The sequence below is a fragment of the Skermanella stibiiresistens SB22 genome (assembly GCF_000576635.1).
In the GTDB taxonomy this organism is placed as follows: Bacteria; Pseudomonadota; Alphaproteobacteria; order Azospirillales; family Azospirillaceae; genus Skermanella; species Skermanella stibiiresistens.
The window spans coordinates 329,509-356,010 of record NZ_AVFL01000003.1; the positions used below are offsets into that span (position 1 = coordinate 329,509).

Annotated in this window: 24 protein-coding genes and 1 tRNA gene; 10 read left to right on the forward strand and 15 right to left on the reverse strand. The window is 64.4% G+C overall.

The features are described 5' to 3' along the window. Positions 1–4 precede the first annotated feature (4 nt). Genes N825_RS06645 through N825_RS06655 form a run of 3 tightly spaced genes read right to left on the reverse strand, consistent with a single transcriptional unit; the run spans position 5 to position 2,905 of the window. Complete coding sequence (locus tag N825_RS06645) at positions 5–1,300, reverse strand: TRAP transporter large permease (RefSeq protein ID WP_037448484.1); 1,296 nt, start codon at positions 1,298–1,300, stop codon at positions 5–7. Then, a complete protein-coding gene (locus tag N825_RS06650) occupies positions 1,297–1,866 on the reverse strand; it encodes a TRAP transporter small permease (protein WP_245613025.1) in 570 nt (189 codons plus the stop codon). The genes N825_RS06645 and N825_RS06650 overlap by 4 nt, the downstream gene beginning before the upstream one ends. Positions 1,867–1,909: 43 nt before the next feature. Beyond that, positions 1,910–2,905, reverse strand: coding sequence for a TRAP transporter substrate-binding protein (locus N825_RS06655; RefSeq protein ID WP_037448490.1), 996 nt, complete (start codon positions 2,903–2,905; stop codon positions 1,910–1,912). 103 nt (positions 2,906–3,008) lie between these two features. Between N825_RS06655 and N825_RS06660 the strand changes: the two genes are divergently transcribed. Together N825_RS06660 and N825_RS06665 are read left to right on the forward strand one after the other, a co-directional pair. Next, positions 3,009–3,776, forward strand: a complete 768-nt coding sequence (locus N825_RS06660; protein ID WP_198038203.1) for a trypsin-like serine peptidase — start codon at positions 3,009–3,011, stop codon at positions 3,774–3,776. A 44-nt stretch (positions 3,777–3,820) separates the two neighbouring features. Next, positions 3,821–4,417 carry a 2-hydroxychromene-2-carboxylate isomerase gene (locus N825_RS06665; protein ID WP_037448493.1) on the forward strand — a complete coding sequence of 199 codons (597 nt, stop codon included), beginning with the start codon at positions 3,821–3,823 and terminating at the stop codon, positions 4,415–4,417. A 125-nt stretch (positions 4,418–4,542) separates the two neighbouring features. Here N825_RS06665 and N825_RS06670 read toward each other — a convergent pair whose 3' ends face one another. Then, complete coding sequence (locus N825_RS06670) at positions 4,543–4,848, reverse strand: sll1863 family stress response protein (RefSeq protein WP_157619013.1); 306 nt, start codon at positions 4,846–4,848, stop codon at positions 4,543–4,545. 353 nt (positions 4,849–5,201) lie between these two features. Here N825_RS06670 and N825_RS06675 point away from each other — a divergent pair, with 353 nt between their 5' ends. Continuing rightward, complete coding sequence (locus N825_RS06675; protein ID WP_281174353.1) at positions 5,202–6,233, forward strand: Glu/Leu/Phe/Val family dehydrogenase; 1,032 nt, start codon at positions 5,202–5,204, stop codon at positions 6,231–6,233. 48 nt (positions 6,234–6,281) lie between these two features. On the opposite strand, the gene N825_RS06680 is transcribed toward N825_RS06675, so the two are convergent. Continuing rightward, entirely contained in the window at positions 6,282–6,509 is a 228-nt protein-coding gene (locus N825_RS06680; RefSeq protein WP_037448502.1) for a (2Fe-2S)-binding protein, read from the reverse strand. A gap of 225 nt (positions 6,510–6,734) precedes the next feature. On the opposite strand from N825_RS06680, the gene N825_RS06685 reads away from it, so the two are divergent. From N825_RS06685 to N825_RS06705, 5 genes are all read left to right on the forward strand, one after another. Further along, a complete protein-coding gene (locus N825_RS06685) occupies positions 6,735–8,012 on the forward strand; it encodes an ABC transporter substrate-binding protein (RefSeq protein WP_037448506.1) in 1,278 nt (425 codons plus the stop codon). Positions 8,013–8,026: 14 nt separating this feature from the next. Continuing rightward, a complete protein-coding gene (locus tag N825_RS06690) occupies positions 8,027–9,007 on the forward strand; it encodes a carbohydrate ABC transporter permease (RefSeq protein ID WP_084164437.1) in 981 nt (326 codons plus the stop codon). Positions 9,008–9,009: 2 nt separating this feature from the next. Continuing rightward, positions 9,010–9,843, forward strand: coding sequence for a carbohydrate ABC transporter permease (locus N825_RS06695; protein WP_037448508.1), 834 nt, complete (start codon positions 9,010–9,012; stop codon positions 9,841–9,843). 33 nt (positions 9,844–9,876) lie between these two features. Beyond that, positions 9,877–11,013, forward strand: coding sequence for an ABC transporter ATP-binding protein (locus N825_RS06700; protein ID WP_037448510.1), 1,137 nt, complete (start codon positions 9,877–9,879; stop codon positions 11,011–11,013). 154 nt (positions 11,014–11,167) lie between these two features. Continuing rightward, positions 11,168–12,172, forward strand: a complete 1,005-nt coding sequence (locus N825_RS06705; RefSeq protein ID WP_084164451.1) for an SAM-dependent methyltransferase — start codon at positions 11,168–11,170, stop codon at positions 12,170–12,172. Between the two features lie 180 nt (positions 12,173–12,352). On the opposite strand, the gene N825_RS06710 is transcribed toward N825_RS06705, so the two are convergent. Beyond that, on the reverse strand, positions 12,353–12,784 hold the full coding sequence (locus N825_RS06710; RefSeq protein WP_037448512.1) for a Fur family transcriptional regulator: 432 nt from the start codon (positions 12,782–12,784) through the stop codon (positions 12,353–12,355). 382 nt (positions 12,785–13,166) lie between these two features. Between N825_RS06710 and N825_RS40960 the strand changes: the two genes are divergently transcribed. Together N825_RS40960 and N825_RS06720 are read left to right on the forward strand one after the other, a co-directional pair. Continuing rightward, complete coding sequence (locus N825_RS40960; protein ID WP_051511654.1) at positions 13,167–13,457, forward strand: nucleotidyltransferase domain-containing protein; 291 nt, start codon at positions 13,167–13,169, stop codon at positions 13,455–13,457. A gap of 17 nt (positions 13,458–13,474) precedes the next feature. Then, positions 13,475–13,840 (forward strand): HEPN domain-containing protein, encoded by a 366-nt coding sequence (locus N825_RS06720; RefSeq protein WP_037448516.1) that lies wholly within the window; start codon positions 13,475–13,477, stop codon positions 13,838–13,840. Between the two features lie 106 nt (positions 13,841–13,946). Here the strand turns inward: N825_RS06720 and rpoC are convergent, their stop codons facing one another. The 9 genes from rpoC to N825_RS06765 form a co-directional block, all read right to left on the reverse strand. Then, entirely contained in the window at positions 13,947–18,140 is a 4,194-nt protein-coding gene (gene rpoC, locus N825_RS06725; protein ID WP_037448519.1) for a DNA-directed RNA polymerase subunit beta', read from the reverse strand. A gap of 213 nt (positions 18,141–18,353) precedes the next feature. Then, the gene (gene rpoB / locus N825_RS06730; RefSeq protein WP_037448522.1) at positions 18,354–22,544 is read right to left on the reverse strand and encodes a DNA-directed RNA polymerase subunit beta; all 4,191 of its coding nucleotides are present in this window, start codon (positions 22,542–22,544) and stop codon (positions 18,354–18,356) included. 261 nt (positions 22,545–22,805) lie between these two features. Further along, positions 22,806–23,180, reverse strand: coding sequence for a 50S ribosomal protein L7/L12 (gene rplL, locus N825_RS06735; protein WP_037448524.1), 375 nt, complete (start codon positions 23,178–23,180; stop codon positions 22,806–22,808). A 51-nt stretch (positions 23,181–23,231) separates the two neighbouring features. Then, complete coding sequence (gene rplJ, locus N825_RS06740; RefSeq protein ID WP_037448529.1) at positions 23,232–23,762, reverse strand: 50S ribosomal protein L10; 531 nt, start codon at positions 23,760–23,762, stop codon at positions 23,232–23,234. 302 nt (positions 23,763–24,064) lie between these two features. Further along, positions 24,065–24,781, reverse strand: coding sequence for a 50S ribosomal protein L1 (gene rplA / locus N825_RS06745; RefSeq protein WP_037448532.1), 717 nt, complete (start codon positions 24,779–24,781; stop codon positions 24,065–24,067). Positions 24,782–24,785: 4 nt separating this feature from the next. Beyond that, entirely contained in the window at positions 24,786–25,214 is a 429-nt protein-coding gene (rplK, locus tag N825_RS06750; RefSeq protein ID WP_037448534.1) for a 50S ribosomal protein L11, read from the reverse strand. 153 nt (positions 25,215–25,367) lie between these two features. Beyond that, a complete protein-coding gene (gene nusG, locus N825_RS06755) occupies positions 25,368–25,898 on the reverse strand; it encodes a transcription termination/antitermination protein NusG (protein WP_037448537.1) in 531 nt (176 codons plus the stop codon). A 4-nt stretch (positions 25,899–25,902) separates the two neighbouring features. After that, a complete protein-coding gene (gene secE / locus N825_RS06760; RefSeq protein ID WP_037448540.1) occupies positions 25,903–26,100 on the reverse strand; it encodes a preprotein translocase subunit SecE in 198 nt (65 codons plus the stop codon). Positions 26,101–26,218: 118 nt separating this feature from the next. Beyond that, a tRNA-Trp gene (locus tag N825_RS06765) sits at positions 26,219–26,294 on the reverse strand. Positions 26,295–26,502 lie beyond the last annotated feature (208 nt).

Here is a 26,502-nt window from a genome sequence, read left to right on the forward strand (position 1 = left end):
TGGACTATTGGACCACCGCCTGCCCGAACAGCAGGTCCGGCAGGGCCAGCGAGATCCAGGGGATGTACGTCACGATGATCAGGAAGACGAACAGGATGCCGAGCCAGGGCAAGGCGGCCCAGACCACCTGCATTATGCTCATCCCCGTGATGCCGGATGTGACGAACAGGTTGAGGCCAACCGGCGGGGTCACCATCCCGATCTCCATGTTGACCACCATGATGATGCCGAGATGGATCGGATCGATGCCAAGCTGCGTCGCGATCGGGAACAGGATGGGCGCCAGGATCAGGATGATCGCCGACGGTTCCATGAAGTTGCCGGCGATCAGCAGGATGATGTTGACGACGATCAGGAACTGCCAGGGCTCCAGGCCCGCCTCGGAGATGCTCCGCGCGATGTTCTGCGGGATCTGTTCCGTCGTCAGCACGTGGGCGAACAGGAAGGCGTTGGCGATGATGAACAGCAGCATGATCGTCACGCGGCCGCTGTCGACCAGCACCTTGGGAACGTCCTTGAAGCCCATGTCCCGGTAGATGAACAGGGCCGCCACGAAACCATAGATGGCGGCCACCGCCGCGGCTTCGGTCGGCGTGAAGACGCCGCCATAGATGCCGCCCAGGATGATGACGATCAGCAGCAGGCCCCAGATCGCCTCCTTGCCGGTGCGCGCCAGTTCCGCCATCGAGGCGCGCGGCTGGCGCGGCAGCTTCTTGTAGCGGGCGACGATGTAGATGGCGCCCATCAGCATGAAGCCCAGCAGCAGTCCGGGGATGACGCCCGCCATGAACAGGCGCCCGATCGAGCTTTCGGTTGCGGCGGCGTAGACCACCATGACGATCGACGGCGGGATCAGGATGCCGAGCGTTCCGGCGTTGCAGATGACGCCGGCCGCGAACTCCTTGGTGTAGCCGGTCCGCACCATGCCGGTGATGACGATGGAGCCGACCGCCACGACGGTGGCCGGGCTCGACCCCGACACGGCGGCGAACAGCATGCAGGCGAGGACGGAGGCGATCGCCAACCCACCGTGCAGGTGACCGACCGCCGCGATGGCGAAGTTGATCATGCGGCGGGCGACGCCGCCGGTCGTCATGAATGAGCCGGCCAGGATGAAGAACGGGATCGCCAGCAGGGTGTACTGCTCGAAGGTCTGGAAGAACTTCAAGGACAGCGATGCCATGCTGTCGTTGGCGAACAGCAGGATCGTCAACAGCGACGACAAGCCCAGCGAGATCGCGATCGGCATGCCCAGCAGCATGAAGGCGAACAGCGAGATGAACAGGAATACCGTCGTCATCGTGATTTCCGATCCAGGTCGGTGGCACCCAAATCCGTGGAGCTGACGTTCAATCCCTGCTCCTTGAGGACATCGGCCGCCTCGTCGGCCAGTTCGAAGCCCGAGCGCCGGCCGCTCACGATCGCATAGGCCTCCTGCAACAGTCTAAGGCCCAGCAGGGCGAAGCCGATCGGCAGGATGACCGTGAGCATCCAGCGCTCGATCGGAATGTCCTCGGCCTCGATGCCAAGCCGGATCAATCGGCTGATATAGGCGTAGGACCCCCAGGCCATGATGCCGGCGTAGAGCACGCACAGCCCGATCGCGATCAACCCCGCCACGCGCCGCGTCGCGCCGGGCAGGTTCTTGACCAGCAGGTCGATGCCGATATGGGCGTGGACCCGCACGCCATAGGACATGCCGAACAGCACCATCCAGGCGAACATGTAGGACGTCGCCTCGACGCCCCAGATGATGCCCGAGTTGAACACGTAGCGGAGGACGACCTGAACGAAGGTCAGGATGGTCATGGCGGCCAGGAGGAAGGCGATGAAGCCCTCCTCCAGGTGGTTGATCACGCGGGTCACGATGTTCCGCTCCTGTCGGTCTGGGTCGGGCTTCGCGGAACCGTCACTTGGACGTGTTGGCGGCGCTCGCGGCCTTGATCAGATCGGCGCCGATGTCCTTCTCGAAGGTCGCCCAGACGGGGGACATCGCCTTACGCCAAGCGTCGACCTCCTCCTTGGTCAGCTTGATGATCTCGGTGTTGCCGCTCTCGGCGATCCGCTGCCGGTCGCGCTGGTTCAGCTCCTCGGCCATCTTGTTGACCTGCACCGTCACCTCGGAAAGGATCGTCTCCAACTGGGCGCGCAGGTCCTTGGGCAGTTCGGTCCAGAAATCGGTGTTGGCGACGACCATGTAGTCGATCGCCCCATGGTTGCTCTCGGTGATGTATTTCTGGACCTCGAAGAACTTCTGCGAGTAGATGTTCGACCAGGTGTTCTCCTGACCGTCGATCGCACCGGTCTGGAGCGCCTGGTAGACCTCGGCGAACGCCATCTTCTGCGGGTTGGCGTTCAGCGCCTTGAACTGCTCCAGCAGCACGTCGGACGCCTGGATGCGGAACTTCTTACCCGCCGCGTCCTCGGGCTTGCGCAGGGGATTGTTGGCAGAGATCTGCTTCATGCCGTTGTGCCAGTAGCCGAGACCGATGAAGCCCTTCTTCTCCATCGAGGTCAGCAGCTTCTTGCCCTCGGGGCTCGCCTGGAATCGATCGACGGCGTTGATGTCGTCGAACAGGAACGGCAGGTCGAACACCTGGACCTGCTTGGTGTACTTGTCGAACTTGGACAGCGAGGGAGCGATCAGCTGGACGTCGCCGAGAGCCAGCGCCTCCATCTCCTTCGCGTCGCCGAACAGCTGCGAGTTGGGATAAACCTCGACCTTGACCTTGTCATCACCGATCCGCTCCTTGACGAGCTTCTGGAACATCAGCGCGCCCTGGCCCTTGGGCGTGCCGTCGGCCACGACGTGGCTGAACTTGATCGTGATGGTCTTGGCGAAAGCGGCGCCGGAGCACAGCATGCCAGCGAGAGCGATGGCGGTGGCGGTGGCTACGAAACGCATGGATATCCTCCCTCGGGTATTTTCGCGTTATTCTGCCAATAGGGGTAAAGGAGCGTAAAGGCGTTTGCAAGGCATGGATTTGATCGTTCGGCGGGTGCTTCCAATGATCGCGCCCCTCATCATCGCCGCGGCGGCCCTACTGGCATGCCAGATGGGCCGCGGCGAGGCCGCCACGAGCGCCGACCGCGAGCGCCTGCCCGGCATCCTCGGACGCGACGACCGCACCCCGCTGGACACGCAGGAGTGGCCATGGGCGGCGATTGGCCGGATCAACCGCTCGGTCGGAGGTTTCTGCACAGGCACCCTGATCGGCCCGCGCCACGTCCTGACCGCCGCCCATTGCCTGTTCAACAAGCGTACCGGGCGGCTGATCGGTCCGGGTGACATCCATTTCCTGGCCGGCTACCGGCGTGGCGCCTATCTCGCCCATTCCACCGCCGCCAAGCTGACGGTGGCCGCCGGGTACGACCACACGGCACCCTTCGAGGCGGCCAACCTCAAGACCGATTGGGCGATCGTGGAACTGGCCGAGCCGATGACGATCGAGCCCCTGCCGATTCGACAGGAGCCGCTTCCCGCCGACGCCTCCCTGATCCGCGCAGGCTATGGGCAGGATCGCGCGCATCTCCTGTCGATCCACCAGGGCTGCGCGCCCCAACCGGGTGCGGCACCACCCGGCCTGCTGCCGCACACCTGCGACGCCACCCACGGCGACAGCGGCTCGCCCCTGCTCCTGATGGGACGGGAAGGACCGGCCATCGTCGGGCTCGACGTGGCTGCCGGAAAGTTGGGTGGCAGGCTGACGGGACTTGCCGTTCCCGCCACCAGCTTCCATACCATCGCACGGGCCACCTTGACCGGGGGTCCCTAGAAACTCGAAAGCAAACTCGAAAGCACAGCGGGAGAAACGCGCTCATGGCGCCACGGATCGACTATTACTTCACGCCCATGTCGCCCTGGACCTTCCTGGGATCGGAACGGTTCCACCGGATGGCCGCCAAGGCCGGAGCCGAAATCCGATACCTGCCGGTCGATTACGGCCGGATCTTCCCGGCCTCGGGCGGATTGCCGGTGAGGAAGCGCGCTCCCCAGCGTCAAGCGTACCGGCTGATGGAATTGAAGCGCTGGGCCGAGCACACCGGCATCCCCCTGATCGTCGAGCCGGTCAACTTTCCGCAGCCGGACGAACTGGCCGCCCTGACGCTGATCGCGGCGGACGAGGCCGGCGCCGATATGCCCGGCCTGTGCACCGCCCTCGGCCACGCCCTGTGGGTGGAGGATAGGGTGATCGACGATCCGGCGACGCTGCGCGGCTTGCTGGCGCGCCACGGAGCATCTCCGGATCTTATCGACCGGGCCCGGAGCGACGAGATCATGGCCCGCCGCGACGCCTACAACGAGGAGGCACTGGCTGTCGGCGTGTTCGGCGCCCCGACCTATGTCCTGGACGGTGAGCTTTTCTGGGGACAGGACCGGCTGGACTTCCTGGAGCGTCGGCTGGGCGCCGGCTGACCTCGCCGGGCTGGGCCGGGCCGGGCCGGGCCGGGCCGGGCCGGGCCGGACACGATCGAGCGGACATGAAAAACCCGGCGTCAACCTGAGGACGCCGGGTTTGAAGCCGCTCGTGGGTATTTTTATCAGGCCGCGATGCGGTGGTATTGGTTCTCGATGGCCTCCAGGCCGCCACGGAATTGGGCAAGCGCCGATTCCGCGTGCACCCTGACCAAATACCATGCATCCTCCGATGCCCGACGCGCATCTTCCAAGCGCGCCTCGCAGCGATTGCGCAAGCCGCGCAGGTTGTCGAGGGAGCGCTCCAAAGCCAGTTTCTGGTCGCCGGAAACCCGTGCCGCCACCAAGCGCAACCCGTCCATCCGCTCGGTCAACGACTTGAGCTCGACCGACGCCGCGGAATCGAACCGATCCCTGCTCCGATGTGCCATGAGATCCCCCCTACCAATACCGCTCATCGTTCCACCAATCACACGTCATCATGCACGATCCAGGCCAGGCGCGGATCACCGTCATGACCAACCCTTTCGAAGATCATCTTGTTTCCCGCATTGGAGGATTACCAACTTCCGGCAAGATTGTTTCATGCCCTGTGCGTTTCAAGTCCCTTTATCATTAAACTTTAATGGCGTAAATAATTAAACTGCTTTTTCCATAAGGTCTCCGAGAACTCATTGTCTGTCTCCAAGAGAGCATCAATACTCATCAAGGACAGGGACTTCAATCCCTCACCCAAAATAGTGTTGCGCCGCACAAGAAAGGGGACAACATGGCCGTGTTTTCAATGCGGGATTTCGATGGGCATGAGCAGATTATTTTCGCATCCGATCCAGAAACCGGATTGAGGGCGATCATCGCGATCCACGACACCTCGCGGGGACCGGCGTTGGGTGGATGCCGCATGTGGGACTACGCCAGCGAGGATCTGGCCGTCGAGGATGCCCTGCGCCTGTCGCGGGGCATGACCTACAAGAACGCGCTGGCCGATCTTCCCTTCGGAGGCGGCAAGTCCGTGATCATTGGAAACGCGCGGACGGCCAAGACGCCCGGCCTGATGGCGGCCATGGGCCGGGCCGTCGACCGGCTCGCCGGCCGCTACATCATCGCCGAGGATGTCGGAACCAGCGTCGACGACATGGCGGTCATCCGCGGCGTCACGCGTCATGTGGCCGGTTTGCGCGATGGCAGTGGCGATCCTTCCCCCGCGACGGCCCGGGGTGTCTTCGTCGGCATCAAGGCCGCCGTCCAGCACAGGCTGAGGCGGAACAGCCTGGACGGGTTGCGGGTCAGCGTCCAGGGGCTCGGCCATGTCGGCTGGGAGCTGTGCCGGCAACTCGCCGCCGAGGGTGCCCGCCTCTCGGTCAGCGATATCCGTACCGAGGCGGTCGAGCGGGCGGTGGTAAGCTTCGGCGCCACGCCTGTCGAGGCCGAGCGGATCTTCGATGTCGATGCGGATGTCTTCGCTCCCTGCGCCTTGGGTGCCGTGATCGATGATGGGACCCTTCCCCGCCTGAGGGCGGCCATCGTCGCCGGTTCCGCGAACAACCAGCTGGCGGAGGCGCGTCACGGGGCGGAATTGGCCCGTCGCGGCATCCTCTACGCCCCCGACTTCGTCATCAACGGGGGTGGCGTCATCAACATCAGCCACGAGGCCGGCGCTAATGGCTACGACCGGGCGGCGGCCTTCGCACACGTGGATCGGATCCACGATATCTTGCTGGATATCTTCAAGAGGGCCGATGCGGAGGGTGTGCCAACCAACCTCGCCGCCGACCGGATCGCCGAGGAACGTTTCCGCCCCTCAGGCATTTCATGAATTCAAGCCGTGGCACACACGGCGATGCCAAGTTGAAACTGGGGAGGCTCACTCGGCCGCGATGGCGGCTTCCTCGTCGATCGGTGGAGAGCAGGTGTTCGCGCAGGCCAGGGCGCCGCGATGGTCGTTGACCATCTTTCGAACATAGGGAACGCATTTGCCGCATTGCGGCTTGCATCCCATGCAGTTGAACAGGCCAGCGGTGGTGCAAACGCCGCTGGCGAGTGCCTGCTTGACCTTCTTCTCGGTAAATCCGTGGCAGATGCAGACATACATGATCGTTCGAACCCAGCCAATGATGCTCCATGGTTAGAGCAGTTGAGAATGAGTGTCAATCGCCTAGTTGGTCCCTCGGTTGGAACTTGCCCGCCGCTGACGGGTTCGTTCCGGATAGTCAAATCATCGGCATCCCAGGAGTGAAGACTCCGCTAACGATCACCAGAAAAACGGCCAGCCCATAAGGCCGAAATTGAAAGTGACACAAGGGAGGATCGACCAGCCATGAGGAAAATTGTCGCGGTCGCGGCTCTTTCGACGGCCCTCGCCCTGGCCAACCCGGTATGGTCGCAGGATGCGAAGACCGTGGCGATTTCCTGCGGTTCGCTCGGCATCGAGTTCAAGGTCTGCGAAACCGGCGTCCAGGCTTGGTCCCAAGCCACCGGTCATCGCGTCCAGATGGTCTCGACCCCCAACGACAGCAACGAGAGGCTGGCGCTGTACCAGCAGTTGCTGGCGGCCAAATCCGCCGACATCGACGTCTTCCAGATCGATGTGGTGTGGCCAGGCATCCTCGCCAACCACCTGATGGACCTTACCGACGTCATAGATCCGAAAACGCTGGAGCAACACTTTCCCGCCGTGGTCACCAACGATATCGTCAATGGGCGTCTGGTGGCGATGCCCTGGTTCACCGACGCCGGGGTGTTCTATTACCGCAAGGATCTGCTGGAGAAATACGATCGTCCGGTGCCGTCCACCTGGCGCGAGATGACCGAGACGGCGCGCCTGATCCAGCAAGGCGAGCGGGCCGCCGGCAACGACCGCATGTGGGGCTATGTCTTCCAGGGACGCGCCTTCGAGGGCCTAACGGTCAACGCGCTGGAATGGCTGGACAGCTTCAACGCCGGCACCATCGTCGATGCGGACGGCAAGATCACCGTCAACAATCCCCGCGCGGCCGACGCCATCACGCTGGCCGCGTCCTGGGTGAACGACGTGTCGCCCCAGGGCGTGATCAATTACAGCGAGGAGGAATGCCGTGGCGTCTTCCAGTCCGCCAACGCGGTCTTCATGCGCAACTGGCCTTACGCCTGGCCTTTGCTGAACGCGGAGGACAGCCCCGTGCGCGGAAAGGTCGCGGTGGCCCGACTTCCCAAAGGAGGAGAGGACGGCAAGCATTCCGCCACCCTGGGCGGCTGGCAGCTCGCGGTCTCCAAGTACTCGCGCCATCCGAAGGAGGCGGCGGATCTTGTCCGCTATCTGACCAGCCGGGAGGAGCAGAAGCGCCGCGCCATCGTCGGCGGCTTCAACCCGACGATCGACGCGCTGTACAAGGACAAGGAGGTACTGGCAGCCAGCCCCTTCTTCGGCGACTTGTACGAAACCTTCGTCAACGCGGTGGCCCGGCCATCGCGGGTGACCGGCGTCCGTTATAACCAAGTCTCGGCCGAGTTCTGGAACGCGGTTCACGCGACGCTGTCCGGCGAAACCGACGCCAAGACCAGCCTGGCCGGTTTGGAGCGGACGCTCGACCGGGTCAGCCGCGGCGGGCGCTGGTAGGAGGGCGGGAAACCATGACGACGCCATCGGTGACCCCCAGTTTCCCCCAACGTCCGACGGAAGGCGCCACCGCCACTCCCGCCACCGTCGCCGCCGCTCCAGGCATCTCGCGGCTGACCCGTCAGCGCCGCCGGGCGGCTTGGCTGTTCCTGGCGCCGATGCTGGCGGTGCTGGCCCTGGTGGCGGGCTGGCCGCTGGCGCGGACGATCTATTTCTCGTTCACCGACGCCACGCTGTACGACCTCGAATACCACGAGTTCATAGGCCTCCTGAACTTCTACTATCTGGCGATCGACCCGCAGTGGTGGCGCGCCGTCTGGAACACGGTGTTCTTCGCGGTGATCTCCGTCAGCGTCGAGACGGTGCTGGGCATGATCATCGCCCTGACGCTGAACGCCCACATGCCCGGCCGGGGCTTGTTGCGGGCGGCGATGCTGATCCCCTGGGCGATCCCCACGGTCGTATCGGCGCAGATGTGGGGGTGGATGTACCACGACCTGTATGGCGTGATTAACGAGATCTTCCTGTTCGTCGGCCTGATCGACACGCCGCGCGCCTGGATCGCCGATCCCAGCCTGTCGATCTACGCGGTGATCGCGGTCGATGTCTGGAAGACCACGCCCTTCATGACCTTGCTGATCCTGGCCGCCCTCCAGTTGCTGCCCGGCGAGGTCTATGAGGCGGCCAGGGTCGATGGCATCAATCCGGTCAAGGTCTTCTTCAAGGTGACCCTGCCCTTGATCAAGCCGGCCCTGATGGTGGCGATCATCTTCCGGACGCTGGACGCGCTCAGGATCTTCGACCTGATGTATGTGCTGACCGGCAACAGTAGGGCGACCGCGTCCATGTCGGTCTACGCGCGCCAGCAGTTGGTGGACTTCCAGGATGTCGGCTATGGCTCGGCCGCCGCGACCTTCCTGTTCCTGATCATCGCCGCCTTCACCGTGATCTACATCACCGTCGGCAAGGTGAACTTCGACCAGGGAGGCAAGTAGCCATGCGGATCCGGAAATTGATCGGCCGCCTCTTCTTCTATCTGCTGGTCGCCTGCATCGTCGTCTACACGGTGTTCCCATTCTACTGGGCGATCGTGTCCTCGCTCAAAGCGGGATCCGGGCTGTTCCAGGTCGAGTTCTGGCCATCAAATCCCGCTTGGGACAACTATGTCGGCGTCTTCACGGGCCAGCCTTTCGGCCGCAACATCCTCAATTCGGTCGTTGTGTCCGTCTCGGTCGTGGTGCTGTCGCTGTTCCTGGCCGTCACCGCCGCCTACTCGCTGGGCCGCATCCAGTTCCGGGGCCGGGGCACGCTGCTGATGGTGGTGCTGAGCGTGTCGATGTTTCCGCAGGTCGCAGTCCTGTCGGGCATGTTCGAGCTGATCCGCTGGCTGGGCCTGTACAACAACCTGGTTGGACTGATCCTGTCCTACATGATCTTCACCCTGCCCTTCACGGTCTGGGTGCTGACCACCTTCATGCGGGAACTACCGAAGGAGTTGGAGGAGGCCGCCATAGTGGACGGGGCCAGCCCCTGGGTCGTGATCACCCGCGTCTTCCTGCCGCTGATGGGGCCGGCGCTGGTGACCACCGGTCTGCTCGCCTTCATCGCGGCGTGGAACGAGTTCCTGTTCGCGCTGTCCTTCACGCTGTCCAACGAGATGCGGACCGTTCCGGTCGCGATCGCGCTGATCACGGGCAACAGCCAGTTCGAATCGCCCTGGGGCAACATCATGGCAGCCTCGGTGATCGTGACGGTGCCGCTGCTCGTGCTCGTCATGATCTTCCAGCGGAAGATCGTCTCCGGGCTGACGGCGGGGGCCGTGAAGGGATGAGCTTGATCGTAATTAGGGGAGGATGATCCGCGAATGGCCGACGTCACGCTGCGCGACGTGCGCAAATCCTTCGGCGGTGTGGAGATCATCCACGGCGTCGACCTGGACATCAGGGACAACGAGTTCACCGTCTTCGTCGGGCCATCCGGCTGCGGCAAGTCCACCCTGCTCCGCCTGATCGCGGGGCTCGAGGACATCACCAGCGGGGAGATGACGATCGACGGTGTCAGGGTCAACGACCTGCCGCCCAAGGAACGCGGCATCTCCATGGTGTTCCAGAGCTACGCGCTCTACCCGCACATGACCGTCTACGACAACATGGCTTTCGGTCTGAAGCTGGCGAATTCCGGCAAGGACGCGATCAACCGCAAGGTCCGCGAGGCCGCCGGCACCCTTCAGATCGAGAGCCTGCTGGACCGCAAGCCGCGCGACCTGTCCGGCGGCCAGCGCCAGCGCGTCGCGATCGGCCGCGCCATCGTCCGCGAGCCCAAGGTCTTCCTGTTCGACGAGCCGCTGTCCAATCTGGACGCGGCGCTGCGGGTGCAGATGCGGATCGAGCTGGCCAAGCTGAAGGACGACCTCAACGCCACCATGGTCTATGTCACCCACGATCAGGTCGAGGCGATGACCCTGGCCGACAAGATCGTGGTGCTGCGCGCCGGCCATGTCGAGCAGGCGGGATCGCCGCTCGAACTTTACCACCACCCACGCAACCTGTTCGTCGCCGGCTTCATCGGCAGCCCCCGGATGAACCTGATCGAAACCAAGGTCGTCTCCACCGACCGCGACGGCGCCACCATCCAGATCCCTGGCGGAGACACCATGACGGTCCCGGCACAAGCCGCCGGCTTGGCTCACGGCGCTCCGGTCACGCTCGGCATCCGGCCCGAGCATCTGGTGGAGGCCGATCAAGGCGATACCATCTTGGACTGCACGGTTTTCGTGGTCGAGCGGCTGGGCGGCGAGACCTATTGCCATGTCAGGATCGCCGACGGCCAGACCCTCGTTCTCCGCACCGATGGCGAGACCACCGTCCGCCCCGGTGAGCCGATCCGTGTCGGCATCCCGGCGGCGGCCTGCCACCTGTTCGACCGCGACGGCATGGCCCTCCATCGCCTCCAACGCCACCCCCTCGCCGACCAGCCCCTGCCCCGCCACGCGATTGCTTGAGGCGCGGCGCCGGTTGATCGCCGACGCCGCCTGGGCTATTCGAGCCCTCCGCCGCTCAGGAGCTTGAACCATCGTGTCAGACCCGATACCGCAGACCGCCGACGGCGCGCCATTGGGTCAAGCAGGGGGGCTCCCGGTGGGCGAGGCCCTGGGCATGACCGGATATCTGGCGCCCGAGGGTTTCGTGGATGATCTGGTCGCCGAGCTGGGCGACGTCGCGGTCGTACACGACCGGCTGGTGTTCGCTCCCGGTCCCGCGCGGCGGGTCGCCTGGGTGGAGAATGTCTGGCACGATCCAGTTCGGCTGCCGGTCGCCTCGATCAAGACGGCCGCCAAGGCGTTGCGCGGCATCCAGCGGAATTGGGCGCTCTATCCCGTGCGCCACCATGGCCGGGCCAAGCTGATCCAGGAACAGCTTCCCCACGTTTCGGCCAAGCCGCTGGTGTTCCCCACGCCAGCACCCCAGGCGCCGCTCGGATCGTGGATGATGGAGAGCGAGACCTCAATCATCGCGGCGGCGCGCTGTTCCAGCCCGTTCCGCAACGGCGAGGTCGAATTCGTCGAGAACCGCACCGTGCCGCCAAACCGCGCCTATCTGAAGCTGTGGGAGGCACTGACCTTGGCCGGCACCATGCCCGGTCCCGGTTCCGTGGCGCTCGACCTCGGCTCCAGCCCGGGTGGCTGGACTTGGGTCCTGCATGAATTGGGAGCCCGCGTCATCAGCGTGGACAAGGCGCCCTTGGCGCCGGCCGTCGCGGCACTGCCGCGCGTCGATTTTCGGCGGGAGAGCGCGTTCGGCCTCGTGCCCCAGGAGATTGGCAAGGTCGATTGGCTCTGTTCCGACGTGATCTGCTATCCCGAGCGCCTGCTCCGCCTGATCCATGGCTGGCTCGACAGCGGGCTCTGCCGCAACTTCATCTGCACCATCAAGTTCCAAGGGCCGACGGACCACGCGGCCACCCGAGAGTTCGCTGAAATTCCCGGTAGCCGCGTCCTGCATCTGCACCACAACAAGCACGAGCTGACGTGGATGCTGGTGGCCCCTCCGCCAGCGCCGGGATCCGCCAGCGCCGGGATCCGTCAGTGCATGACGCCGTCCCACACCCATTCCGCCACGACCAGTTCCGCCTGTCGGGGCATGGATGCTGGATGGTGGTAGCGATAGACCGCGATCGCCGCCTCGAAGGCATAGCGTTCCGGCTGGCCGCAGCGCCGTAACTCGCTGTAGGCTCGCTGGACTGCGGGACGGCAGCACGACTCCTCGCTGTCACAAACCGACTTATTCCTCAGGGGCCGCTCGCTCATCGTTCGCTCCGCCGAAACAGGGTTTGGAGGTCCGTCATTTTGTGGTGCGCCGCGCGGAGCCATCCAGCGGCACGCCATATAACTCCAGCCGGTGACCAAGGAGCTTGAAGCCCAGTTCGGCCGCTATCCGCTCCTTTATGCCCTCCAGCTCGTCGCTGTGGAACTCGGTCACCTCGCCGGTCTGCACGTTGATCAGGTGATGATGATGCTCCTCGCGCGTTTCCTCGAACCGCGCGCGACCATCGCCAAAATCCAGCCGCTCGATGGCGCCGGCCTCCTCCAGCAGGCGGACGGTCCGATAGACCGTGGCGATGCTGATCTTGCCGTCGATGTCCGCCGCCCGCTTGTAGACCTGCTCCACGTCGGGATGATCCGTCGCGGCCGACAAGACGCGTGAGATCACGCGGCGCTGGTCGGTCATCTTCAAACCCTTGTCGATGCATAGCTGTTCGAGGCGCGACAGCATGTGGGCTTCGTCTTTTGGCAGTCTGTTCATCATCGATCCAAGCCGTCAAACCGCGTCATCACGAGATCCCGTCACCGCCAGCCTGACGTGGCTGGACCGTATGACGAACGCGTGAAGGAAATCATAGGCTCAGATCGCGTCGCAGCACCAGTCCGCGCGGCTCCTAAACCCCATGCGGCGGATTCCCGCAGTGCGGCATACCGTACATGGATGGTAAGCCGCTCCTTCCTCCGGAAAAGGCCGCTATGCTGACCATCATGGGAGCGGTAGGCTAAGCGTTGACGAGCTTTGCTGTTTTCCCCGGGCATCAATCATGGCCAGCAACATCGACTTGGGTCTCAGCACGCTGGAAGTCCTCGCGATCGAGGCGTTCAGGAAGCGGATGAATGACGTGTATGGTATCCGGTTCAAGGGAATCGTCCTCTTCGGCAGTCGCGCGCGGCGCGATCATCATCCCGATAGCGACCTCGATCTCGGGGTCGTCCTGTCCAGCCCAATCAAGGACTTGGTCGGCGAAGCCCTCATCATGGCCGATGCCGCGTTCGACGTCTTGTTGGCTCATGACATCCATATCCAGCCGATGCCGGTCGAGGATGGCAGCTTGGAAGAGCCGGAAGCGCATCCAATCCCTCACTTGACCCGCCGCATGGCGGCGGAAGGCATCCGCCTTTGAATGACGCCGGATCACTTGTGGCGAAGGCGGAACGAGCGATCGCGTCCGCCCGCTTGCTCCTTGATGAGGGAGATCTGGAGGGTGCGACCAATCGGGCCTACTACGCCGCGTTGCATGCGGCGGGAGCGGCTCTCGCCCTTTCCGGAGTGCTACCGGAGACGACCAAGTCCCACAGCACCGTGATCGGCCTTTTCGGCAAACATATCGTACTGGCGGGACGGATGGATGCCGATCATGGGCGTTTGCTCAATCGATCGCATCAACTGCGCACCCTCGCCGACTACGATGTTGGCGCGATCGACCTCCTCAACGTCGATCAAGTGGTGTCAGGTTCCGAATTGTTCGTCCTGGCGGTGGGAAGGCTGAAACAACAAGGCGGCTGAGCGTCTTCTTCGATCGGAAGGCCGAGAAGCCACATGAAAAAAGGCCGCCCCGGTTTCCCGGAGCGGCCTTTTCCAGTCACGTCACGAAGACGTCCGTGCCAGTGGCTTACGCCACGTTGGGCCGGTTTTCCGGCAAGCCCGGCATGACGCTTTCGCTGCCGTCGTGCTCGACATGGGTGGTCTCCCGGTCGCGCTCGGCGGCGATCTGCTTCAGGCGGTTGACGACCGAACCCGTACCGGCGGGGATCAGGCGACCGACGATCACGTTCTCCTTCAGGCCATCCAGGTTGTCCACGCGGCCCGAGACGGCGGCCTCGGTCAGCACGCGGGTGGTTTCCTGGAACGACGCGGCGGAGATGAACGACTTGGTCTGCAACGAAGCCTTGGTGATGCCCTGGAGGACAGGCCGCGCCTTCGCCGCGCGGAGCTGCACGCCGTCGGCACCAGCTTCCGCGATTACCTTCTCGTTCTCGATGTCGAACTCCTGACGGTCCACCTGCTCGCCCACCAGGAAGGTGGTGTCGCCGGCGTCCTCGATCTCGACCTTCTGCAGCATCTGGCGGACGATCACCTCGATGTGCTTGTCGTTGATCTTGACGCCCTGCAACCGATAGACCTCCTGGATCTCATTGGTGAGGTAGGCGGCCAGCGCCTCCACACCCATGACCGCCAGGATGTCGTGCGGCACGGGGTTGCCGTCCATCAGCAGGTCGCCACGCTGGACGTAGTCGCCTTCCTGGACCGAGATGTGCTTGCCCTTGGGGATCAGATATTCCTTGGGCTGCTCGCTCTCGTCGTTCGGAACGACCACGATCCGGCGCTTCGTCTTGTAGTCCTTGCCGAACTCGACCCGACCATCGGTCTCCGAGATGATCGCGAAGTCCTTCGGACGGCGGGCCTCGAACAACTCGGCGACGCGCGGCAGACCACCGGTGATGTCACGCGTCTTGGAGCCCTCGCGGGGGATACGGGCGACGGTGTCGCCCGCCCGGACCCGGGCGCCGTTCTCGACCGACAGGATGGCGTCGACCGACAGGTAGTAACGCGCCTCGACACCGTTGGGCAGCTTGACCAGATCGCCCTTCTCGTCACGCAGCGTGATGCGCGGCTTGAGGTCGGCGCCACGCGGCTGCTGCCGCCAGTCGACGACCACCTTGCTCGAGATGCCGGTCGCCTCGTCCATGACCTCGCGGACGGAGACGCCCTCGATCAGGTCCATGTAGGTGGCGATACCCTCGCGCTCGGTGATGATCGGCAGGGTGTACGGGTCCCACTCGGCCAGCTTGCGGCCACGCTCGACCTTCTCCTCCTCACCCGCCAGCAGCTTCGCGCCGTAGGGGATGCGGTGGCGGGCCTTCTCGCGGCCCTGGTCGTCGACCAGCACCAGCTCGCAGTTACGGCCCATCACGACCGGCACGCCCTCGGAGTTCAAGACCACGTTGCGGTTCTTGATCTGCAAGGTCGCGTCGAAGGCCGCCTCGACGGAGGACTGCTCGGCGCCACGCTGGGCGGCGCCGCCGATGTGGAAGGTACGCATGGTCAGCTGCGTGCCCGGCTCACCGATCGACTGCGCCGCGATGACGCCCACCGCCTCGCCGACGTTGACCAGGGTGCCGCGGGCGAGATCGCGCCCATAGCACTTGGCGCAGACGCCGTCGCGGGTGTGGCAGGTCAGGACCGAGCGGATCAGCACGCTGTCGATGCCGGCCTGCTCGATCTTGTCGACCAGGGCCTCGTCGATCAGCTGGCCGGCGCCCATCACCAGCTCGCCGCTCAGCGGGTTGCGCAGCTCGACCGCCGTGGTGCGGCCCAGGATGCGGTCCGCCAGCGGGGAGATCACCTCGCCACCGTCGATCACGGCCTTGACCGTGATGCCGTCGGTGGTGCCGCAATCGACCTCGACGATGATCGCGTCCTGCGCCACGTCGACGAGGCGACGGGTCAGGTAACCCGAGTTCGCGGTCTTCAAGGCGGTGTCGGCCAGTCCCTTACGGGCACCGTGGGTGGAGTTGAAGTACTCCAGCACGGTCAGGCCTTCCTTGAAGTTCGAGATGATCGGCGTCTCGATGATCTCGCCCGACGGCTTGGCCATCAGCCCGCGCATGCCGGCCAGCTGCTTGATCTGGGCGGCGGAACCACGGGCGCCGGAGTGCGCCATCATGTAGACCGAGTTGATGCCCTGACCCGGACGATCCTTCTTGATCACCTCCATCATCGCGTTCGCCACCTTCTCGGTGGTGTCCGACCAGACGTCGACGACCTTGTTGTACTTCTCGCCCTGGGTGATCAGGCCGTCCAGATACTGCTGCTCGTACTCCTTGACGCGCTCCTGCGCGTCGGCGACCAGCGCCGCCTTCTCCGGCGGGATGACCATGTCGTCCTTGCCGAACGAGATGCCGGCGCGGCAGGCGTGGCCGAAGCCCAGCTTCATCAGGCGGTCGGCGAAGATCACCGTCTCTTTCTGGCCGCAGTGGCGGTAGACCAGATCGATGACGTTGGTGATCTCCTTCTTGGTCAGCACGCGGTTGATGACCGAGAACGGCACCATCTTGTTGCGCGGCAGGATCTCGGACAGCAGCATGCGGCCCGGCGTCGTCTCCAGACGCACGGTGATCGGCTTGCCCTCGTCGTCGATCGTGTGGTAGCGCGCCTTGACCCGGGCGTGCAGGCTGACCGACTTGCTGTCGAGCGCCTGCTGGATCTCGCCGATGTTGGCGAAGGCCATGCCCTCGCCCTTCTCGCCGGGCCGATCCATCGTGATGTAGTACAGGCCCAGGACGATGTCCTGGCTGGGCACGATGATCGGCTTGCCGTTGGCGGGCGACAGGATGTTGTTGGTCGACATCATCAGGACGCGCGCCTCGAGCTGGGCTTCCAGCGACAGCGGCACGTGGACCGCCATCTGGTCACCGTCGAAGTCGGCGTTGAAGGCCGTGCAGACCAGCGGGTGCAGCTGGATCGCCTTGCCTTCGATCAACGTCGGCTCGAACGCCTGGATGCCCAGCCGGTGCAGGGTCGGCGCGCGGTTCAGCAGCACCGGATGCTCGCGGATGACCTCCTCGAGGATGTCCCAGACCTCCGGACGCTCCTTCTCCACCATGCGCTTGGCCGCCTTGATGGTCGAGGCCATCCCGTACAGCTCGAGCTTGGCGTAGATGAAGGGCTTGAACAGCTCCAGCGCCATCTTCTTGGGCAGACCGCACTGGTGCAGCTTCAGCTCCGGGCCGACCACGATGACCGAACGGCCGGAATAGTCGACGCGCTTGCCGAGCAGGTTCTGACGGAACCGGCCCTGCTTGCCCTTCAGCATGTCGGACAGCGACTTCAGCGGACGCTTGTTGGCGCCGGTGATCACGCGGCCGCGGCGGCCGTTGTCGAACAGGGCGTCGACCGCCTCCTGAAGCATGCGCTTCTCGTTCCGGACGATGATGTCCGGCGCCTTCAGCTCGATCAACCGCTTAAGGCGGTTGTTCCGGTTGATGACGCGGCGGTACAGGTCGTTCAGGTCCGACGTCGCGAACCGGCCGCCGTCGAGCGGGACCAGCGGACGCAGCTCGGGCGGGATCACGGGGATGACATTGAGGATCATCCACTCGGGACGCGAACCGGACTCCTGGAACGCCTCGATCAGCTTCAGGCGCTTGACCAGCTTCTTCCGCTTGGCTTCCGAATTGGTCTCGCGCAGCTCGTCGCGGCAGGTGATGCGCTGCTCTTCCAGGTCGATCTGGGACAGCATGTGACCCAGGGCCTCGGCGCCGATCTTGGCCTCGAACGCGTCGTCGCCATACTCTTCCTGGGCCGAGATGTAGTCCTCCTCACCCAGGAGCTGGTGCAGCTTCAGGGGAGTGAGGCCGGGCTCGACCACCACGTAGTTCTCGAAGTAGAGGACCCGCTCCAGATCCTTCAGCGTCATGTCGAGCAGCAGACCGATCCGGCTCGGCAAGGACTTAAGGAACCAGATATGCGCGACGGGCGAGGCCAGTTCGATGTGGCCCATGCGCTCGCGGCGCACCTTGGACAGGGTGACCTCGACGCCGCACTTCTCGCAGATGATGCCGCGATACTTCATGCGCTTGTACTTGCCGCACAAGCACTCGTAGTCCTTGATCGGACCGAAGATGCGGGCGCAGAACAGCCCATCGCGTTCCGGCTTGAAGGTACGGTAGTTGATGGTCTCCGGCTTCTTGATCTCGCCGAAGGACCAGGAGCGGATCCGCTCGGGGCTCGCGATCGAGATACGGATCTGATCGAAGCTCTGCGGGCCCTGCGTCTGGCCGAAAATATTCATCAACTCGTTCATGAACCACTCCCCTAAGCGGGGCCGACCGCACCGGGCCGGCTGAGAGCGGCGGATGGAATATCAGGTATCCGCCGTCTGATTATGTCGCGAACAACAGCCCGCCGGCCATGTTCCATCAGTCAATCGTGGCGCCGTGAAGGCGCCGGTCGGTCAAGTCCCGGGCGGGCGCGGACGGAGGTGGCACAGGCCACCCCCGCCCCGGACCACCAAAGGTCAGTAGGCCCGTTGGTTCAACTCGACATTCAAGCCGAGCGAACGCAGCTCCTTGACCAGCACATTGAACGATTCGGGAATGCCGGCCTCGAAGTTGTCGTCGCCTCGGACGATCGCCTCGTAGACCTTGGTGCGGCCGGATACGTCGTCCGACTTCACCGTCAGCATTTCCTGCAAGGTGTAGGCGGCGCCGTAGGCTTCCAGCGCCCAGACCTCCATCTCACCGAACCGCTGTCCACCGAACTGCGCCTTGCCGCCCAGCGGCTGCTGGGTGACCAAGCTGTACGGGCCGATCGACCGGGCGTGGATCTTGTCGTCCACCAAGTGGTGCAGCTTGAGCATGTAGATGTAGCCCACCGTCACCTTGCGGTCGAACGCCTCGCCGGTTCGTCCGTCGATCAGCGTGCTCTGGCCCGACTGGTCCAGACCCGCCATCTCCAGCATGCGGCAGATGTCGTCCTCGCGGGCACCGTCGAAGACGGGCGTCGCGAACGGCACGCCGACCCGCAGGTTGCCGGCCAGCTCCAGCAGTTCCTTTTCCGACAGGTACGCGACATCCGTGTCGTAGGACTTGCCGTAAACCGCCTTCAGCTTTTCCTTCAGCTCCACGATGCTGTTGGCGGCGTTCTCGTCGGCGCCGCGCTTGGCGGCGGAACGATATGCGCGCAGCATCTGGTCGATCTGACGGCCGAGACCGGCCGCCGCCCAACCCAGGTGGGTCTCCAGGATCTGCCCGACATTCATGCGCGACGGCACGCCCAGCGGGTTCAGGACGATGTCGACCTGACGGCCATCCTCCAGGAACGGCATGTCCTCCTTGGGAATGATCTTGGAGATCACGCCCTTGTTGCCGTGCCGGCCGGCCATCTTGTCACCGGGCTGAAGCTTGCGCTTAACCGCGACGAAGACCTTGACCATCTTCATCACGCCCGGCGGCAACTCGTCGCCGCGCTGAAGCTTCTCGACCTTGTTCTCGAACCGGGCCTGGAGGGCGTCGATCGAGTCGTCGAACACCTTGCCGACCTGCTCGATGTACTCCATCACCTGCTCGTTCTCGACGCTGATCTGGCGGGTCTGACCGCCGGTCAATGGGGAGAGGTCGGCCTCGGTGATCTCCTGGCCGGTGCGGAAGCCACGCGGACCGGTGACGGCCTTCTGGCCGAGCAACAGCTCGCGGAGGCGGCCGAAGAAGCTGCGCTCCAGGATCTTCCGCTCGTCGTCGCGGTCCTTGGCCAGCTTCTCGATCTCGGCGCGCTCGATCGCCATCGCGCGCTCGTCCTTGTCCACGCCGCGGCGGGAGAAGACGCGAACCTCGACGATGGTGCCGGCGACACCCGGCGGCAGGCGCAGCGACGTGTCGCGCACGTCGGACGCCTTCTCGCCGAAGATGGCCCGCAGCAGTTTCTCTTCCGGCGTCATCGGGCTCTCGCCCTTCGGCGTCACCTTGCCGACCAGGATGTCGCCCGGCTTCACCTCGGCACCGATATAGACGATGCCCGCCTCGTCGAGGTTCTTCAGAGCCTCTTCGCCGACGTTGGGGATGTCGCGGGTGATCTCCTCCTGGCCCAACTTGGTGTCGCGGGCCATGACCTCGAACTCCTCGATGTGGATCGAGGTGAAGACGTCATCGCTCACGATCCGCTCGGAGATCAGGATCGAGTCTTCGAAGTTGTAGCCATTCCAAGGCATGAACGCGACGAGCACGTTCCGGCCCAGGGCCAGCTCACCCAGCTGCGTCGAGGGGCCGTCGGCGATGATGTCGCCGGCCTGCAACCGGTCACCGACACGCACCAGCGGACGCTGGGTGATGCAGGTGTTCTGGTTCGACCGCTGGAACTTCAGCAGGTTGTAGATGTCGACACCGGGGGCGGCCGTGTTGGTCTCCTCGGTGGCGCGGATCACGATGCGGGTGGCGTCGACCTGGTCGACCACGCCCGACCGGCGGGCGGCGATCGCCACGCCGGAGTCTCGGGCGACGGTCGCCTCCATGCCGGTGCCGACCAGCGGGGCGTCGGACTGGATCAGCGGCACCGCCTGACGCTGCATGTTCGAGCCCATCAGCGCGCGGTTGGCGTCGTCGTTCTCCAGGAACGGGATCAGCGCCGCGGCGACCGACACCAGCTGCTTCGGCGAGACGTCGATCAGGCTGATCGCCTCCGGCCGGAACATCAGGTATTCGCCACCCTGGCGGCACGACACCAGATCCTCGACGAAGCTGCCGTCCTCGTTCAGTTCGGCGTTGGCCTGGGCGACCGTGTAGCGGCCCTCCTCCATGGCGGAGAGGTAGACCACCTCGTCCGTGACCTTGCTGTCCACGACCTTCCGGTACGGGCTCTCGATGAAGCCGTACTGGTTGACGCGGGCATATGTGGCCAGCGAGTTGATCAGGCCGATGTTCGGGCCTTCCGGCGTCTCGATCGGGCAGATGCGGCCGTAGTGGGTCGGATGGACGTCGCGGACCTCGAAGCCGGCGCGCTCACGGGTCAGACCGCCCGGCCCGAGGGCCGAGAGACGCCGCTTGTGGGTGATCTCCGACAGCGGGTTGGTCTGGTCCATGAACTGCGACAGCTGCGACGACCCGAAGAACTCGCGCACGGCGGCGGCCGCCGGCTTGGCGTTGATCAGGTCGTGCGGCATGACGGTGTCGATCTCTACCGACGACATGCGCTCGCGGATGGCGCGCTCCATGCGGAGCAAGCCGACGCGGTACTGGTTCTCCATCAGCTCGCCGACCGACCGGACGCGGCGGTTGCCGAGATGGTCGATGTCGTCGATCTCGCCCCGGCCGTCCTTCAGCTCGACCAGCACCTTGAGGATGGAGAGGATATCCTCCTTGCGCAGGACGCGGACCTGGTCGTCGGTCTTGAAGCCCAGACGCGCGTTCATCTTGACGCGACCGACGGCCGAGAGATCGTAACGCTCCTGGTCGAAGAACAGGCCGTTGAACAGAGCCTCGGCGGACTCGAGGGTCGGCGGCTCGCCCGGGCGCATGACCCGGTAGATGTCGATCAGCGCGTCCTCGCGGGACGCGTTCCGGTCGGCGGCCATCGTGTTGCGGATATACGACCCGACATTGATGTGGTCGATCGCCAGCACGGGGATCTGCGAGATCCCGGCTTTCTCCAGCTTCTCGATGTCGACCAGCGACAGCTCGTCGCCGGCCTCGTGATAGACCTCGCCGGTCTTCTCGTTGATCAGGTCGGCGGCGAGATATCGTCCGGCCAGCTCTTCGGTCGCGACCAGTTGCTCTTCCAGGCCCTGCTCGACCAGCTTCTTGATCAGGCGCGGCGTCATCTTCGTGCCGGCCTCGGACATCACCGTGCCGGTCTTGGCGTCGATCAGGTCACCGACCAGCTTGACGCCCTTCATGCGATCGGCGTTGAACGGGGTCTTCCAGCCATTGGCCGCCCGCTCGTAGACGATGCTGTCATAGAAGTTGCCGAGGATCTCCTCCTTCGCCATGCCCTGGGCCTCGTAGGGCTGCAGCCCCTGGGCTCCACGCTGCTCGCGCAGCGCCGCGGTCTCCGCGCCGTCCAAGGCGAACAGCAGCGTCGTGGCTGGCAGCTTGCGGCGGCGGTCGATGCGGACGAACACGAGGTCCTTGGCGTCGAATTCGAAGTCCAGCCAAGAGCCGCGGTACGGAATGACGCGGGCGGCGAACAGGTACTTGCCGGAACTGTGGGTCTTGCCCTTGTCGTGGTCGAAGAAGACGCCGGGGCTGCGATGCATCTGGCTGACGATGACGCGCTCGGTGCCGTTGATCACGAAGGTGCCGTTGGCCGTCATCAGGGGCATGTCGCCCATGTAGACGTCCTGCTCCTTGATGTCGCGGATCGAACGGAGACCGGTTTCTTCCTCGACGTCGAAGACGCTCAGGCGCAGGGTGACCTTCAGCGGCGCCGCGAAGGTCATGCCACGCTGCTGGCACTCTTCCACATCGTATTTCGGCTGTTCCAGCTCGTACTTGACGAAGTCGAGCACGGCGCGGTCGGAGAAGTCCTTGATCGGGAAAACAGACCGGAACACCTCCTGCAGGCCCACATTGCCGCGGCGTTCGGGCGGGACGTCCATCTGGAGGAAGTGATCGTAAGAGCTCCGCTGCACCTCGATGAGGTTGGGCATGCGGGTTACCTCGGGAATCCTCCCGAAGCTCATGCGAACACGCTTACGTCCCGTAAAGGATTTGGCCATGGATGCCCCTCGTAGACTCATCCGATTTATGCGTCCCTAAGAGACGCGAATCGGTGCGGCAGCCTTACCGTTAACCTTACGGAAGGTTGCGCACCGTATACTATGTCGTGTCCGTCGTCGCGTGCCGCGCGGGGATAACCGCGCGCCACATGACTTTCGTCAGAAAACGCATACAACGCCATTCGACGGCATGATCCCCTTTCGAGGATCAGGCCGTCGTCAAGCGCTTGGATGCGAACTCTGTCGTTCAGCAAGACGGTCTTACTTAATATCGACCGTCGCGCCGGCTTCTTCAAGCTGCTTTTTGATCTTGGCGGCCTCGTCCTTCGTGACGGCCTCCTTGACGGCCTTCGGAGCGCCTTCGACCAGGTCCTTGGCTTCCTTCAGGCCCAGGCCGGTGATGGCGCGGACTTCCTTAATCACGTTGATCTTCTTCTCGCCGGCGGCGGTCAGGATCACGTTGAACTCGGTCTGCTCTTCGACCGGGGCGGCGGCGGCGGCCGGGGCGGCGGCGGCGGCGGCCACCGGAGCGGCGGCGGAGACGCCCCACTTCTCTTCGAGCAGCTTGGACAGCTCGGCCGCCTCGAGGACGGTCAGAGCGGACAGGTCGTCAACCAGCTTGGCCAGATCAGCCATTTTGAACTCCGTTTTTGAAAGCTTGAACTTCTGTTTAGATCGTAAGGAGGCTTACGCCGCCTCGTCCTGCTTGGTCTGGGCCTCGGCATAGGCCGCGAGAACGCGGGCCACCTGGCCACCCGGAGCCTGAAGCACGCCAGCGATACGGGTCGCCGGGGTGTTGATCATGCCCAGGAGCTTGCCACGCAGCTCGTCGAGCGACGGCAAGGACGCGAGCGCCTTGACACCTTCGACGTCGAGGGTCTGGGTGCCGAGGGAGCCACCGACGATCTTGAACTTGTCGTTGCCCTTGGCGTAGTCGGCGGCCACCTTGGCGGCCGCGACCGGGTCCTTCGAGTAGGCGACCGCGGTCGGCCCCCTGAACAACCCATCCAAACCTTCGAACTGCGTGCCCTTGAGGGCGATGCGAGCGAGCCGGTTCTTCGTCACCTTGAAGCTGGCGCCCGCGGCGCGCATCTTGCGGCGCAGGTCCGTCACCTCGGCAACCGTCATCCCGCTCTGCTGGGTGACGACGACGAGACCGGTGTCCTGCAACGCGCTATGCAACGCCGCGACCGTCTCTTCCTTCTGAGTGCGGTCCACGGATCGTCTCCGTTGCTAAAAATGGCCCGGGCATCCCTTGGAGGGGAAACCCGTTCCAACACGGCAATTGAAACCCCTCCCCCGCCGATGGCGGGACAGAGGTTCCGGTTTACCTGTCCCAGAAGTTCAAGCCGTCAGTGCCAAACGGGTTCGGACCCGTTGGGTAATCGGTTGCAACTCCCGTCTATGCAGGCAAATCTTAGGCCGGCGAACCGGCGCCTGCAGTCTCGGACAGGGCGGGCGGTGCGGACACCGCCCTGATGACCTGGGACCCGGTCACCCGGGCCCTTCGGCCATATCCCTTACGCGTTCGCCGTCGAGGAGGCGGTCGGAACGGTTGACAGATCGAGCTTCACGCCCGGACCCATGGTCGAGCTGAGCGAGATCCGTTCGATGTATTGGCCCTTGGCACCGGTCGGCCGGGCGCGGTTGATAGCGCCGATGAACGCCCGGATGTTCTCCAGGAGCGCGTCATCGCTGAAGCTGGCCTTGCCGACACCGGCGTGGACGATACCGGTCTTCTCGGCGCGGAACTCGACCGAACCACCCTTGGCGGCCTTGACCGCCTCGGTCACGTTCGGCGTCACGGTGCCGAGCTTCGGGTTCGGCATCAGGCCGCGCGGCCCGAGGATCTTACCGAGCTTGCCGACCACGGCCATCATGTCCGGGGTGGCGATGCAACGATCGAAGTTGATCTCGCCGGCCTGGATCTTCTCGGCCAGATCGTCGGCGCCGACGATGTCGGCACCAGCCGCCAAGGCCTCTTCGGCCTTGTTGGCGCGGGCGAACACCGCGACGCGGACGGTCTTGCCGGTGCCGTTCGGCAGGGTGACCATGCCGCGGACCATCTGGTCGGCGTGGCGGGGGTCGATACCCAGGTTCATCGCGACCTCGATGGTCTCGTCGAACTTGGCGGTCGCCTTGGACTTGATCAGTCGCAGGGCGTCATCCAGCGGCATGAAGCCGTCGCGGTCGATGCCCTGGTAGGCGTTCTTGAGGCGCTTGCCGATGCGTGCCATGGTCTTACTCCACCACTTCCAGGCCCATGGAACGGGCGGAGCCCGCCAACATGCGAGAGGCGCCGTCAACGTCGTTGGCGTTGAGGTCGACCATCTTGGTCTTCGCGATCTCGCGGATCTGGTCCATCGAGATCTGGCCGATGAAGCCCTTGCCCGTCGTCTGCGAGCCCTTGGCGATGCCGGCGGCCTTCTTGATGAAGTAGGTCGCGGGAGGGGTCTTCGTGACGAAGGTGAAGGTACGGTCACCGAACGCGGTGATCACGACCGGGATCGGCATGCCGACCTCCAGGTCCGCAGTCCGCGCGTTGAACGCCTTGCAGAACTCCATGATGTTCAGGCCGCGCTGACCCAGCGCCGGACCGATTGGCGGCGACGGGTTGGCCTTGCCGGCCGGCACCTGCAGCTTGATGTAGCCGATAATCTTCTTTGCCATCTTCACACCTCTTCATGTGGCCCTATTGGACCACGTCGCGGACCCATTGGGCCCGCAGGGTGCGCGGTGCGGCCATGGCGAGCCTCCCGCGCGGTAACTCCGGCCAATCGGCCGGCTTGTCGGCGCCGGGGCGACTTGGCGCCCCTCGCCGGATCAGATCTTCTCGACCTGACCGTATTCCAATTCCACCGGAGTGGAGCGACCGAAGATCGACACCGCGACCTTGAGCCGGGCCTTCTCCTCGTCCACTTCCTCGACGAAGCCGGTGAAGGACGTGAAGGGGCCATCGTTGACCCGGACCTGCTCTCCGACCTCGAAGGTGATCGACGGCTTGGGCCGTTCGATGCCCTCCTGGACCTGGTAGATGATCCGTTCGGCCTCGGACTGGCTGATCGGCTGCGGCTTGCCGCCGCCACCCAGGAAGCCGGTGACCTTCGGCGTGTTCTTGACGAGACTCCAGGTCTCGTCGGACAATTCCATCTTCACCAGGACATAGCCGGGAAAGAACTTCCGCTCGGCGTTGACCTTGGCGCCCCGGCGAACCTCGACCACTTCCTCGGTCGGCACCAGGATTTCCTCGAACAGCTCCGTCAGTCCCTTCTGGGCCGCCTTCTCGCGGATGCCCTGGGCGACCTTCTTCTCGAAGCCGGAGTAGACGTGAACTACGTACCAGCGCATCGCCATGGCGTCAGACCCCCAGACCAAGGATGGTGCGGACGCCAAGCGCCAACACCTGATCGACCGCCAGGAAGAACAGGGACGCGGCGATGACCATCACGAACACCATGCCCGATGTGATCGTCGTTTCCTTGCGCGTCGGCCAGGTAACCTTGGCCACCTCGCGCCGGACTTCGCGAGCGAATTCTGCAGGGTTCTTTTTAGCCATCGCGGTTGGGCCGCCAGTCTCACTTAGGTACAGCCGTCGCCATCAAGGCGCCGGCCAGAATGTCAGATCGTCACGGCCATGGCCGCCGCGTCCTACCGTAACGTCGCCTGCCAAAGAGTGGCAGGAGTGGAGGGGATCGAACCCCCAACCCCCGGTTTTGGAGACCGGTGCTCTACCAATTGAGCTACACTCCTACGACGCCCGTCCGCCGGACGATGCTCCCTGTGGCTGCGATGTCATCGCCTCCAGTTGGGAGCGGCGGGGGGTTTTAACGGATCCGTCGCGAACAATCCAGCGAAAAGGCCGCTGCCGGGAAATATTTCTCCGGCAGCGGCCCGTCATCGGGAACTTACTCGATGATGCTGGCGACGACGCCGGCGCCGACGGTGCGGCCGCCCTCAC